General features: G+C 51.7%; 11 protein-coding genes, 2 tRNA genes and 1 other annotated feature. Of the genes, 10 read left to right on the top strand and 3 right to left on the bottom strand.

Features of this window, described 5'->3' with window-relative positions:
* The first annotated feature begins 91 nt into the window (after positions 1-91).
* From ilvC to ACSFXJ_RS18630, 4 genes are all read left to right on the top strand, one after another.
* Positions 92-1,084: a ketol-acid reductoisomerase gene (gene ilvC / locus ACSFXJ_RS18645; protein ID WP_435921912.1), complete on the top strand. Its 993-nt coding sequence runs from the start codon at positions 92-94 to the stop codon at positions 1,082-1,084.
* A gap of 271 nt (positions 1,085-1,355) precedes the next feature.
* Positions 1,356-2,438, top strand: a complete 1,083-nt coding sequence (gene leuB / locus ACSFXJ_RS18640; protein ID WP_435925805.1) for a 3-isopropylmalate dehydrogenase — start codon at positions 1,356-1,358, stop codon at positions 2,436-2,438.
* A gap of 243 nt (positions 2,439-2,681) precedes the next feature.
* Positions 2,682-3,089: a hypothetical protein gene (locus ACSFXJ_RS18635; protein ID WP_435921911.1), complete on the top strand. Its 408-nt coding sequence runs from the start codon at positions 2,682-2,684 to the stop codon at positions 3,087-3,089.
* A 257-nt stretch (positions 3,090-3,346) separates the two neighbouring features.
* Positions 3,347-4,456, top strand: a complete 1,110-nt coding sequence (locus ACSFXJ_RS18630; protein ID WP_435921910.1) for an ATP-binding protein — start codon at positions 3,347-3,349, stop codon at positions 4,454-4,456.
* Positions 4,457-4,541: 85 nt separating this feature from the next.
* On the opposite strand, the gene ACSFXJ_RS18625 is transcribed toward ACSFXJ_RS18630, so the two are convergent.
* Genes ACSFXJ_RS18625 through ACSFXJ_RS18615 form a run of 3 tightly spaced genes read right to left on the bottom strand, consistent with a single transcriptional unit; the run spans position 4,542 to position 7,016 of the window.
* The gene (locus tag ACSFXJ_RS18625) at positions 4,542-4,706 is read right to left on the bottom strand and encodes a FeoB-associated Cys-rich membrane protein (RefSeq protein ID WP_435921909.1); all 165 of its coding nucleotides are present in this window, start codon (positions 4,704-4,706) and stop codon (positions 4,542-4,544) included.
* A 40-nt stretch (positions 4,707-4,746) separates the two neighbouring features.
* Positions 4,747-6,777 (bottom strand): ferrous iron transport protein B, encoded by a 2,031-nt coding sequence (gene feoB / locus ACSFXJ_RS18620; protein WP_435921908.1) that lies wholly within the window; start codon positions 6,775-6,777, stop codon positions 4,747-4,749.
* Complete coding sequence (locus tag ACSFXJ_RS18615; protein ID WP_435921907.1) at positions 6,774-7,016, bottom strand: FeoA family protein; 243 nt, start codon at positions 7,014-7,016, stop codon at positions 6,774-6,776. The genes feoB and ACSFXJ_RS18615 overlap by 4 nt, the downstream gene beginning before the upstream one ends.
* Before the next feature lie 204 nt (positions 7,017-7,220).
* On the opposite strand from ACSFXJ_RS18615, the gene ACSFXJ_RS18610 reads away from it, so the two are divergent.
* From ACSFXJ_RS18610 to pheT, 6 genes are all read left to right on the top strand, one after another.
* Positions 7,221-8,180, top strand: coding sequence for an aldolase catalytic domain-containing protein (locus ACSFXJ_RS18610; protein ID WP_435921906.1), 960 nt, complete (start codon positions 7,221-7,223; stop codon positions 8,178-8,180).
* Between the two features lie 124 nt (positions 8,181-8,304).
* Positions 8,305-8,381, top strand: a tRNA-Pro gene (locus tag ACSFXJ_RS18605).
* 40 nt (positions 8,382-8,421) lie between these two features.
* Positions 8,422-8,492 (top strand) — tRNA-Gly (locus ACSFXJ_RS18600).
* Positions 8,493-8,622: 130 nt separating this feature from the next.
* Positions 8,623-9,654, top strand: a complete 1,032-nt coding sequence (locus ACSFXJ_RS18595; RefSeq protein ID WP_435921905.1) for a YsnF/AvaK domain-containing protein — start codon at positions 8,623-8,625, stop codon at positions 9,652-9,654.
* Between the two features lie 82 nt (positions 9,655-9,736).
* Positions 9,737-9,999 (top strand) — a binding site (T-box leader).
* Positions 10,000-10,073: 74 nt separating this feature from the next.
* Complete coding sequence (pheS, locus tag ACSFXJ_RS18590; RefSeq protein WP_435921904.1) at positions 10,074-11,108, top strand: phenylalanine--tRNA ligase subunit alpha; 1,035 nt, start codon at positions 10,074-10,076, stop codon at positions 11,106-11,108.
* A 33-nt stretch (positions 11,109-11,141) separates the two neighbouring features.
* Positions 11,142-13,592 carry a phenylalanine--tRNA ligase subunit beta gene (gene pheT, locus ACSFXJ_RS18585; protein WP_435921903.1) on the top strand — a complete coding sequence of 817 codons (2,451 nt, stop codon included), beginning with the start codon at positions 11,142-11,144 and terminating at the stop codon, positions 13,590-13,592.
* Positions 13,593-13,597: the final 5 nt, after the last annotated feature.

Genomic DNA, 13,597 nt, shown 5'->3' with positions numbered 1-13,597 from the left:
ATTCACCCGTCAAACAGGCGGAGGTACAATTTTATTAAAATATTGGGACATGCGATTCGCATAACCCGCACACTATGGGAGGGCTTTAAAAATGGCAGTTACTTTGTACTACGAACAAGATGCAGAACTTAGCGTACTGAAAGGGAAAACAATCGCAATCATCGGTTACGGCAGCCAGGGCCATGCCCATGCACAAAACTTGCGCGAGAGCGGACTTCAAGTCGTGATCGGTCTTCGCGAAGGCAAATCCTTCAACAAGGCGAAAGAGGACGGATTTGAAGTATTGTCCGTGGCTGAAGCTACAAAACGCGCTGACGTCGTTCAAATTTTGATGCCGGATGAAACGCAAGCTTCGGTGTACAACAGCGAAATCGCACCAAACCTGAAAAAAGGCGCAGCTTTGTTGTTCGCTCACGGCTTCAACGTACATTTCGGCCAAATCGTGCCGTCTCCGGACAATGACGTATTGCTCGTCGCTCCAAAATCGCCGGGTCACATGGTTCGCCGCACTTATGTTGAAGGCTTCGGGGTTCCTGGTCTCATCGCGATCCATCAGGACGCAACGGGCAAAGCGAAAGAAATCGGGCTTGCCTATGCAAAAGGCATCGGCTGTACTCGTGCAGGGGTTATCGAAACTTCGTTCCGCGAAGAAACGGAAACCGATTTGTTCGGTGAACAAGCGGTATTGTGCGGTGGCGTAAGCGCCCTGATCAAAGCCGGATTCGAAACGCTCACCGAAGCGGGTTATGCTCCTGAAATGGCTTACTTCGAGTGCTTGCACGAATTGAAACTGATCGTCGACCTGATCTATGAAGGTGGTTTGGCAACAATGCGCGATTCCATCTCCAATACGGCTGAATACGGCGATTATGTTACCGGCCCTCGCGTCGTAACGGAAGAAACGAAGAAAGCGATGAAGGAAGTGCTTTCCGATATCCAACAAGGTAAATTCGCACGCGACTTCATCCTGGAAAATCAATCGAACCGTGCATTCTTGACAGCGACTCGCCGTAACGAAGCGAATCATCCGATCGAAGTTGTCGGCAAAGAGCTTCGCGGCTTGATGCACTGGATCAAGAAGTAATCGTTTCGTAGATAAGTCAAAGAAAGTGAAGCCAGTGGCTCCGCGGCTACGAGTAAGCTGATGCTTTAAGGCGTTGCGGAACTAAAGAAAATGGCTTGTTTAACGACCTGATCCAATGCGGCCCGCATCTGCGTGCCGCATTGTTTTTTTTAGCCTATAGTCAAAACCTATTAATCTAATAGATTCTATATCTTTGTTAAATTCCAACCCGTGTGCGAAAATGAAGATAGAATCTATACGAGTGAGTACCTGGAGAAAGGGAGTTGTCATGATGGCAGAAGTGAAGAAGATCGCGGTAATCGCCGGCGACGGGATTGGACCGGAGGTTGTTGCGGAAGCTGAAAAAGTAATCAAACGTACGGAAGAATTGTTCGGCTATAAATTCGAAACCGAGCATGCCCTGTTCGGAGGCATTGCGATTGACGAGAAAGGGACCCCATTGCCGGAAGAAACGCTGGAAATCTGCAAAAAGGCGGATGCGGTTCTTTTGGGTGCGGTCGGCGGACCGAAATGGGACAACAATCCCAAAGAATTGCGTCCGGAAACGGGATTGCTCGGCATTCGCAAAGCGCTCGGACTGTTTTCCAACCTTCGTCCCGCGGTCGTGTTCGATTGTCTGAAGGACGCTTCGACGCTGAAGCCGGAAGTGCTTGAAGGTACAGACCTCATCGTCGTTCGCGAGCTGACCGGCGGCATCTATTTCGGTGAAAAATTCCGCCGCGATACGGAACAAGGCCAGGAAGCCGTGGATACTTGCGCTTACAATGTTAGCGAAGTCGAGCGGATCGTCCGCCAAGCTTTCGAAGTCGCTCAAAAGCGCCGCAAGAAGCTGGCTTCCGTCGACAAAGCTAACGTACTGGAGACGTCCCGTCTATGGCGCGAAGTCGTTAACCGGGTAGCTCCTGAGTATCCGGATGTCGAGCTGGAGCACGTTTTGGTGGACAACTGCGCAATGCAGCTTTTGCGCCGTCCGGCAAGCTTTGACGTTATCGTCACGGAAAATATGTTCGGTGATATTTTGAGCGATGAAGCGGCGATGCTGACGGGTTCGATCGGGATGCTATCCTCGGCATCGCTGGGCGAAGGCAGCTTCGGTTTGTACGAGCCCGTCCACGGCTCGGCTCCGGATATCGCGGGCCAAAATCTGGCCAATCCGATCGCCACGATTCTTTCGGTCGCATTGATGTTCCGGATGACCTTCGGCTACGGAGACGCGGCGGATTCGATCGAACGCGCGGTCGCGGAAGTGCTGGATGCGGGTCATCGTACGGGCGATATCGCCGTAGACAAGAGCAAAGCGATCGGCACGAAGGCGATGGGTGACCTCATTGTCGCAGCGATGAAAAATGCCTGATCCATCCTGAAACCGTGATTCACGGCCCCCTGTTGGCGTATGCCGCTAGCAGGGGGCTTTTTGCCCCCCGGTTTATACTCTATATGGATCGATCGGCGTATGTTAAAATCAATTCAGGTTCATCCTTAATTTAGCGGGCGAAACAGAGGAATTTGCAAGACGCATCTCGAATAGTTATATGCAATCGTACTTTTGTGCGTTCGGGGTTTATTTTAGAGCGCGAACGGGAAGGGGTGACGGGGAATGAGCTTTTGCTGCGGCGCAAGTATGCTGGGAACGAAAGGAACGTTGAAACATTATCGTACCCAGGTTCATAACGTTCCTTTGCTGTTTTGCCCGGTATGCCACCGGGTCGAGGTCCACTATAAAGTGGAGAACGAATATGAGGTATTGGCGGAATATGCACATGGCGACGGGCTCTCCGAGATCGACTTTCAGGATTTCGTTACGGAAAACGACGAATCCATCTTCGGCAACTGCGTCAATCATGAAGATGAAGACCCGCTTGATATAGTGCAAAGTCAAATTGACCTGTCGTTGGATTTATTGACGGTCGCCAAGCAAATGAATGACGTCAAATGGGAATCCGAGCTGAAAAAACGGCTCGCCGTCATGAGCAGGCGCAGGGCAAAATTATTGCAAAAAAAATAGGCAAATTTCGGGGCGGCTTCCTTGCGGGGAGGCCGCCTGTTTTTGGTTGAAATTCTTCTTTATGGGGGATTTCCCGTATTTTCGACAGTATCTCTGATTGACGGTTTTTGGAAGTGTTTACTATGATTGAGACAGGCTATTGGAATAGGACACAAGGTGGAGGATAACTTTCATACTAACCGGCGGATGCAATCCGCATCGTGATCGTTAGTTGTCGTCAAGGGCTGAAATCAATCGGAGAAAGAGGGGGAACCGGCTTGTTGAGCGAATTCCAGGAAACGTTGCTCCAATCTGTAAAGGCGTATAATTCGACCCAGCTAGTGAAGAACAAGTACGAAAATGTACTCCAACACCTTGACAGCGGCATCATGCTGTTTGATAGTGACGGTGTCCTCACCTTTATTAATGTGCAGATGGCCAGATTGCTCGAAATTCCGCGGCATTCCTTAATCGGCTGCAATTTGCTTCAACTGCTGCGCCATCCTCATTTAAGCCGTTTTAAAAAGAAGAAAATATTGCGCCTTTACCGGGAAACGATTCTTTTCCGCAAAAAAAATCATGAGCTGGTCGATGAATACGGAAGGTACTGGCTTACTACCATTACATACGGTGACCAGATGGACGGGGACTATCTGTTCAGCATCAAAGATGTTTCCGAGTTTAAGCAAATTGAACAGACTGCGTATCAAAATGACAAGCTGGCCATGCTGGGGAAAATCTCCGCTGCGATCGCCCATGAAATCCGCAACCCGTTAACGGCGATCAGAGGGTTCATCCAACTGCTACGCCCGCATCTCATTCAATTGGGAAGAGATGAGTACGCCAGAATCATATTGACGGAAATTGATCGGGCAAACGATATTATTTACGAATTTTTGAACTCCTCCAAGCCGACGGCTCCCCAAAAGACTGTCGTTGGCATAGGCTCGCTCCTTAAGGAGGTTGTACTGTTAACCGAAAGTGAAGCGTTGATGAAAGGCTGCGAAATCCATCTCAATATCGTGGACCCGGCGATGAATGTGTCGATTGATGTCAAACAGGTCAAGCAGGTTCTTTTAAATATGATCAAAAACGCGATGGATGCCATTGAGGAGGTCGGGGGCGAGCATTCCGGAGTTATCGAAATCGATGCAAGGCCGGACGGGAAAAACGTGAGCATCTCGATCCGTGACAACGGAAACGGAATGGATAAGACGTTGCTTAGCCGGTTGTTCGATCCTTTTTTCACGACAAAGGAAAACGGTACCGGATTGGGGTTGTCGGTCAGTTACCGTATCGTCAAAAATCATAAAGGGACCATTCTCGTCGACAGCATCAAGGGATCGGGGACTGAATTCGTCATTTCTTTCCCGCTTGTCCAAGTATAAACAAAGATAATGAAGCCTCTGCCGTTGCATAAGCATAATTAGTGCTTAAGCACCGGGCAGAGGCTTTTTCCGGTTGTAACTACGGCTAATTCGATTTAGGAGGATATAGGGTTGAATCGCCGCATCCCGCAGAGCATGACTTCTGTTGAGAGCAGGAAGCGCAGGCTCCTTTTTTGCTTTTGCGGAGACCTCGGTATAGGGCAAAGCCCGCATATATCAACACAACGGATACAATGACGATATCAGCCATCGATTCGGACTCCTTTCGCGTGAATTTAATATGGCATTCGTTATGCCAAACCGAGCCATCGGCCCCCCTGATAGATGATCAGAGCAACCACATAAGCAAGCAGTAAAGAATATCCGACGGCGAACAGGGTCCATTTCCAAGAGGCCGTTTCTTTCCGCAGTACGCCGACAGTAGCGAGACAAGGGGTGTAGAGCAGAACGAAGGCCATAAAGCTGAACGCCTGCAGCGGGGTAAAGGCGGAGGCGATTTGCCCCTGCAAACCGGCCATATCCGGGACATGATAAATGATATTCATGGTAGACACGACAACTTCCTTGGCCATAAATCCGGTGATCAGCGCGGCTCCGGACTGCCAAGTCCCGAAACCGACCGGTTCCAGCAATTTTGCGAAGAGGCCGCCAAGGGAAGCAAGATAGCTGTTGTCCATATCGACGGCGATACCGCCGGGGCCAAAGTACGTAAGCAGCCAGATCATGACGGAGCCGCCGAGGATAAAGGTTCCCGCCTTGCGGAGAAAGCCTTTGCCTTTTTCCCATGTGCTTCGGAACAACGTGACGGTTTGCGGCATCCGGTATGGCGGAAGCTCGACCATAAAGAAGGATTTGGTGTCCTTGAACATGAACAAGGAAAATAGCTTTGCCAGGAGCAAGGCAAGCACAATGCCCAGGACATAAAGCGATAAAACGACAATCGCTTGCGATTTGGCGAAAAAAATGCCGGCAAAGAGCGCGTATACGGGCAACCGGGCGGAACAGGACATCAACGGGACAAGCAGCATCGTCAACGTTCTTTCCTTTTGCTGCTCAATGCTTCTGGAGGCCATAACCGCCGGAACATTGCATCCGAATCCGATAATGAACGGAATCAGTGCTTTACCGTTCAAGCCCGCCAGTTCCATCATTTTATCCATCATGACGGTGATGCGGGCCATGTAACCCGAATCCTCGATAAATGAAATAATCAGGAACATAATGAAAATTTGCGGGATGAACACAAGGACCCCGCCGACACCGCCGATGATTCCGTCTATGATCAGCGCATAAGTGAACTCCGAAGCGCCGACCGCGGCAAGCCCTCGTTCAACCCATGTGCTCAAAGCTCCGGAAATGAAAGAATCAAGCAGGTCGGACAACGGGTTGCCGAGCCAATCGAAAGTGAGCTTGAAAGTAAAAAACATGAAGACAAGAAAAATAGGAACTCCCCACACCGGATGTGAGGCGAACATGTCTATTTTTTCCGTCAAGGTATGGGGCCTAAGGTTGGATTGGTCAACGGCCGATTCGCAGATCCCTTTGATCATTCGGATTCGAACGGCGCGAATATGTTCCTGCAACGGTTCGACAGCTTCGGAAGCGGCAAGCTTTCGTGCAGCGGCAGACCGGATGGCAAGTACACGGGACAGCACGCCTTCATTCAACCGTAGAATGCTCATGACGGCGGGATTGTCCTCCAGCATTTGCAGAGCGACCCAACGGGAAGACAGGGAGTTCACGGCTTCGATGTCCGCTAATTCCCGGGAAATATGCTGTATCGCCGTTTCGACAATATTTCCGTAATCGATCCGGAATTCAGGCGCGTTCTCGTCCATGTCCTGACCGTATTCCTTCATGCGGATGAGCAGATCCTTGCATCCTACACCCGTTCGTGCGATCAGGGGAACGATTTTGGTTCGCAGTGAAGCGGACAAACGCTCCGTATCAATGGCCACGCCCCGATCCTTGGCTACATCGATCATGTTCAATCCGATAACGACAGGTTTTCCGTACTCGAGAAGCTGTAATGTCAGGTACAGGTTTCTTTCCAACTGGGAAGCATCAACGATGTTGATAAGCAGGGAGGGAGGGTCCGTAGCCAAATATTCGGCGGCAACGCCTTCATCTCGCGAAAGGGGATGTAAGGAGTAAATACCGGGGAGGTCGATGAGCGTGCCGCTTTTATCCTTAAGAACCCCGACTTTCTTTTCGACCGTTACTCCGGACCAATTGCCCACATATTCATAGGAGCTGGTTAGCGTGTTGAACAGCGAGGTTTTACCGGTGTTCGGATTGCCGATCAGTGCCGCTACTCTCATGACACGGCCACCTCGATCTGCGCCGCTTCCTTTTGACGGATCCCGAGCAGCTGGCCATCGCATTCAAGCAAAACGGGACCGCCCCAAAGGCAATAGCGCTTGACGGTGATTCGGGATCCTTCGGCGATGCCCAAGTCGGAAAGGCGGCGTTTGAGAATCGGATCGATATTGCCGAATCGGGAGATGGCTGCGGATTTGCCCGGTTTTAACCCGAGCAGACAGTTTGGGCAGCTTGACATTTTTTGGACGCTCCCTTCAAAGGATAAAAGAATTTTTTTTGACATTGATAATCAGTCTCATTTAGTTCGTTTCACTATAACATGGGAAATAAACTATAAACTGTGATTCACCTCACATGAAAAATACAAGTTCGCCTTTACTTTTGGTTTTCGCTTCAAGTAAGATGGAAAGTAAAAAACAGACAGGGAAAGGGATCGGTACTCATGAAAGAAAATCGGAGCAAAATCGTAGATTGTACGATTCGGGACGGCGGTCTGGTCAATAACTGGGATTTCAGCGTGGAGTTTGTTCAGAAGTTATATGCGGGTCTGAACGAGGCCGGCGTGGACTATATGGAAATCGGATATAAAAATTCGCCGAAGCTTCTGAAAGGAGCCGACAAGGCGGGTCCATGGCGGTTTCTGGACGATGAATTCCTCAAAAAGGTCATCCCGCAAAAGGGCACTACCAAACTGTCGGCCCTGGTCGATATCGGTCGGGTGGACGAGAACGACATCCTGCCGCGCAGTGAAAGCTTGCTGGATTTGATCCGCGTGGCCTGCTACGTCAAAGATGTGGACAAAGCCCTGAAGCTCGTTCAACTTTTCCATGATCGCGGATATGAAACTACAATTAATATCATGGCATTGTCGAATGTCATGGAGAACGAACTGCTCGAGGCTTTTGAGATGATTAAAGAAAGCGTCGTCGATGTCGTGTATATCGTCGATTCCTACGGAAGCTTGGATTACAAAGATATGGAATACCTGGTCAACAAGTTTAAAACCCATTTGCCGAATAAGCGCCTGGGCGTGCACACGCATAATAATATGCAGCTTGCATTCTCCAACACGCTGGTGGCGGCCGAGCTTGGCGTCGAACTGCTGGACGCTTCGGTTTACGGCATGGGCCGCGCCGCAGGAAACTGCCCTACGGAGCTGTTGGTCGCCCATTTGAAAAATACCAATTATAAGCTGCGTCCGGTGCTCGATGTGCTGGAACAACTGTTGATCCCGCTTCGCGAAAAGGAAGAATGGGGCTATCTCATTCCTTACATGATCACGGGTACGCTGGATGAGCATCCGCGTTCCGCCATGGCGCTGCGCGCCTCCGCCGATAAAGACAAAGCGGTGGATTTTTACGATAAACTGACGACCCCGGAAGTCAGCTTTGAGCAAAAGTAAAAAATGCGAAAAAAGTTCAGCCGGAAACGGCCGAACTTTTTTTGTCCTTTTTGCTTGCAACCTCATTCGAAAAGTGTTATATTATATTTTGTCTCCGCGAGACAAAGTGAGATGAAACATCCATCGGGACGTAGCTCAGCTTGGTAGAGCACCTGGTTTGGGACCAGGGGGTCGCATGTTCGAATCGTGTCGTCCCGACCATGAAAGATCCGATTGCGAATCGGAGATTTCAATTTCATATGCGGGTGTAGTTCAATGGTAGAACTCCAGCCTTCCAAGCTGGTAGCGTGGGTTCGATTCCCATCACCCGCTTTACAGAAACCTTGCGCTTTGCGCAAGGTTTTTTGTTTTTTATCGGCTTCGGTATAGGGAACCGAAGTTTGAATGCCGGATCATTGGTTAATTATCTTCTGAACCCAATCTACATCAGGAGGTAATCGAAATGGCAAAAAAACTTGTAGGCGTGTTTGCTTCGGAACAAGATGCTTCCAATGCGATTCGGGATTTGCAGGCATTGGGATATGACTCCAGCGAAATATCTGTCATCGGAAAAAATAGAGACGACATCGATTCGATTCAAGACGAAACGGGGACTAAGGCGCCGGAAGGCATCGCTACCGGTGCGGCGACGGGCGGCTTGCTCGGCGGCGTGACAGGCTTGCTGGCCGGTTTGGGCGCCCTGGCGATTCCCGGTATCGGCCCGATCGTCGCGGCGGGTCCGATTGCGGCGACGTTGACCGGAGCCGCGGTAGGCGCCGGAGCGGGCGGATTGGTCGGCGGGCTGGTCGGCCTCGGCATCCCGGAAGAAGAAGCCGAGGAATATAATACCTATGTGAAGCATGGGCGAATCCTGGTTTTGGTCGAATCGGACGGAGCCCGTGAAGCCGGGATTTATGATGTTTTCCGGAAGCATCATTCGCTGAATGCCAACTATTACGGGAAGTATGGCATGGACGATGCGGGAACGGAGGCAACATCAAGCGAAACGCGTGAGCCGGCGGGGGCTTTTTATCAGGAAATCGCCACTTTAGACAGATTGTCAACGGAAGAACGCGACCGGGAGCTGCAAAGCGGTTATCGTGACGAGGGCCGCAAGATGCGCCTCCATGAGGAGCAGCTCGACATTTCGAAAACCCGCCAACCCGCCGGTGAAGTAAACGTGCGGAAGGAAGTCGTCGAGGAACAGAAGACCATTAATGTTCCGGTCAATCGCGAGGAAGTCGTTATCGAGAAAAAAGTGATGCACGACGAAGGTGCGGCCTCGGAGCCGATCGGAAAGAATGAATCCATCCATATTCCGGTGACGGAGGAACGGGTCGAAGTGAATAAACGGCCGGTGGTGACCGGCGAAGTGGACATTCATAAACGTGAAGTTCAGGATATGGAGCAAGTGAGGGATACCCTGAAACGGGAAGAAGCCCGCTTGGATCAAACGGGAAATCCGAGAATTCAAGGAGATACGAAGCTGGACTAACCTGATTAAAAGCCGGCGGCCCTTAGGCTGCCGGCTTGCCTTTATTCGAAACATTGAATATAATATCAAAATAAGTCATTATGCAAATGCGATGATGGAGAAGAGTAGGCAGAAGCCTCCTGACAGGGAGGAGACGTCAAGGATTGAGAGCGTCTCCGGGGAAACAGGCTGCCGAAGTTCGCTCTTGAGCAGTTCCTTGAACCACGGGCAGCCGGTAATACATGTTGGCTGCGGTGCAGTAGAGGATACCGGAAACGACCCGTTATGTCGATGGAGTGAGAGTCCCGCCGTTCAAACATGTCGTGACTCTAACAAGGGTGGTACCACGGTCTTTTCGTCCCTTTTCGGGAGAAAGGGCTTTTTTTATTTTCCGGAGGAACCATGAAAATGAATTTGATTGTTTTAAGGAGGATTTGTCGATGAAAGAACGTTTGGAAGCACTCAAACAAGAAGCGCTGGAACAGCTCGGCAATGTGGCTGATGCGGCTCAACTCAATGACCTTCGCGTCAAATATTTAGGAAAAAAGGGGGCCCTGACCGAAATTTTGCGCGGCATGGGCGGATTAAGCGCGGAGGAGCGGCCCATCATCGGCCAGGTCGCCAATGAGGTGCGCGGTGCGATCGAAGGCTTGATCGAAGAGAAGCAGAACGAGTTCCAGCAAAAAGAAACTGCAAACCGGCTGGCCGCCGAGAAAGTGGACGTTACGTTGCCGGGACGCCCGCTTAAGCAAGGGTCCGTGCATCCGCTGAACCAGGTGATCCAGGAAATCGAGGATATTTTCATCGGAATGGGTTATCGGATCGCGGAAGGTCCCGAGGTCGAGACCGACTATTACAATTTCGAAGCGTTGAATTTGCCGAAAAATCATCCGGCCCGCGATATGCAGGATTCGTTCTATTTGACCGAGGATCTGCTGATGCGGACCCAAACTTCTCCCGTACAGGTACGGACGATGGAAGCGATGAAGGGGGAAGTTCCGATCAAGGTTATCTGCCCTGGGCGGGTATTCCGCCGCGATGACGATGATGCGACCCACTCCTTCCAGTTCCATCAAATCGAAGGCCTGGTGGTCGGCAAAAGAATCCGCATGAGCGACCTTAAAGGCACACTGCTGGAGTTCACCCGCAAAATGTTCGGAAAAAACACGCAAATCCGTTTGCGCCCAAGCTTTTTCCCGTTCACGGAACCGAGCGTGGAAGTCGACGTAACCTGCGTCAAATGCGGCGGCAGCGGTTGTCGGGTCTGCAAACAATCCGGCTGGCTCGAAATTTTGGGCAGCGGCATGGTGCACCCGCGGGTGCTTGAAATGAGCGGATACGATCCGGAAGTTTACAGCGGCTTTGCGTTCGGGATGGGCGTGGAACGGATTGCGATGTTGAAATACGGCGTCGATGACATCCGTCATTTTTACAATAACGATCTGCGGTTCTTGCAGCAATTTGCCAGAGTTTAGCCCACGGAACACGGAAAAGGAAGGGGAATTGACATGAAAGTATCAACCGAATGGTTATCGCAATATGTTTCATTGGATAATGTGGACATTCCGCAGCTTGCCGAAATGATTACCCGCTCGGGGATCGAGATCGACTCGGTCGAAAGCCGGAATAAAGGGGTCGACAACGTCGTCGTCGGCTTCGTCAAAAGCAAGGAAAAGCATCCCGATGCCGATAAGTTGAATATCTGTATCGTCGATGCGGGCCAAGGCGAAGAATTGCAAATCGTCTGCGGCGCCAAGAACGTGGATGCCGGCCAAAAGGTGCCGGTTGCATTGGTGGGAGCTAAGCTTCCGGGTGGCCTGGAAATCAAGAAGGCAAAGCTCCGCGGCGTTCTGTCGCAAGGCATGATCTGCTCCGCCAAGGAGCTGGGACTGAACGACAAGCTGCTGCCGAAGGAACAGCAGGAGGGCATCCTGGTGCTGCCGGAAGACAGCAAGATCGGTTCGCCGATCGGGAAGCTGCTTCATTTGGACGATCAGGTCCTTGATTTTGATTTGACGCCGAACCGTTCGGACTGTCTCAGCATGCTCGGGGCAGCCTATGAGGTCGGCGCCATTTTGGGCCGGGACGTGAAGCTTCCGCACGCGGAACAAAAGCTGATCGAAGTTTCCGAAACCGCGAAAAGCCGGATCTCCGTCAAGATCGATGCGCCGGAATATTGCAGCCGTTATGCGGTGCGTTATATTTCGGGCGTGAGCATCGGTCCTTCGCCGCTCTGGATGCAAAACCGGTTGATGGCGGCAGGGGTCCGTCCGATCAATAACATCGTCGATATTACGAACTACGTCATGCTGGAATACGGCCAACCCCTGCATGCATTTGACGCCGACCGCATTGCCGGGAACGCTATCGGAGTACGCCTGGCGAACGCAGGGGAAACCTTGGTGACCCTGGATGGTCAGGAGCGCAAGCTGGAAGCGGGAGCGCTGCTCATCGTGGACGGCGAGAACCGTCCGGTCGCGCTGGCCGGCGTCATGGGCGGATTGGATTCGGAAGTCACGGAAACGACGACGAATATCGTTCTGGAGTCCGCCAAGTTCGACGGGGGGACCGTCCGCAAAACATCGCGCCATCTGGGACTTCGTTCCGAAGCTTCGTTGCGGTTCGAGAAAGAGGTCGATCCGGCGCGGGTAATCCCGGCCCTGAACCGGGCCGCTTCCCTTATGGCCGAGCTTGCCGGCGGCAAAGTTCTCCAAGGCATCGAGGAATCGGTCGTTAGCGAAGGGCAGGACCTGACGATTTCCTTATCGCTCAGCAAAATGAACGATTATTTGGGAACGAATATTTCTTCCCTTGAAACGAAGGCCATTTTGGCAAGACTGCATTTTGAAGCCGGGGATGCACCGGACAATACGCTGGAAGTCCGCGTTCCGACCCGCCGGGGCGATATTACCCGGGATGTTGATTTGATTGAGGAAGTTGCAAGATTGTACGGCTACGACAATATTCCGGTCACGGCGATCGAAGGTCCGACCACGGCAGGGGGCTATACAAAACCCCAAGCATTGCGGCGCGCGCTTCGCGGCATGCTCGTGCATGGAGGATGGCAAGAAACGATGGGGTATTCCTTCATTCGTTCCGGTGCGGCCGGTAAATTTCCGGCTTTGGGAGAAGGCGGACATGAAGTCAAGCTGGCCATGCCGATGAGTGAGGACCGTAGCGTGCTGCGCGGCAGCTTGCTGCCGGGACTGCTTGATATGGCCCAGTACAACCGCAACCGTAAGCAGGAAGATTTGGCCTTGTTCGAAATCGGTACGGTGTTTCAAGGCATTGATGAAAAGATGCTGAAACAGCCTCGCGAACTGCCTGCGCTTGGTCTTCTGCTGGCAGGCAACCGCTCGGAGAAACGCTGGAATGCTCCTGTAGACAAGGTGGATTTCTTTGATTTGAAAGGCGCTTTGGAGAGTGTGTTTGATTATCTCGGCATCGCCGATCGAATTTCGTATGCGGCGGATGAGCCGCAAGGTTTCCACCCGGGCCGCTCCGCATCGGTGTTTTTAAAGTCGACAACCGGAGATTTGCGGATCGGAACGCTCGGCCAGCTGCATCCCGAATTGCAGCTTGAGCTGGACCTGGATGACACCTACGTTGCGGAATTGCAGCTTGCGCCCCTCTACGAATTTGCCGGAGAAACGGTAAATTACCGGGATTTGCCGCGCTTCCCGGCGATGCAGCGGGATATTGCGGTCGTTGTGGACGCAAATGTCGAATCGGGCGCCTTGATCGCGGCAATCCGCCAAACGGCCGGCGAATTGCTTGAATCGGTGGAAGTGTTTGACGTCTTTACCGGCAGCAAGCTCGGCGAAGGGAAGAAGAGCGTGGCGCTGTCCTTGACTTATCGCCACAAGGATCGCACATTGACGGATGAAGAAGTAAGCGAAGTCCATGATTCCGTCGTTGCCGCATTGGAGCAAACTTTTGCGGCCGAATTGAGAAAATAGCAGGA

Source organism: Paenibacillus salivarius (genome assembly GCF_051307165.1).
GTDB lineage: Bacteria > Bacillota > Bacilli > Paenibacillales > Paenibacillaceae > Fontibacillus.
The sequence above is the reverse complement of the archived record's forward strand: the minus strand, read 5'-3'. Positions and strand labels throughout refer to the sequence as shown.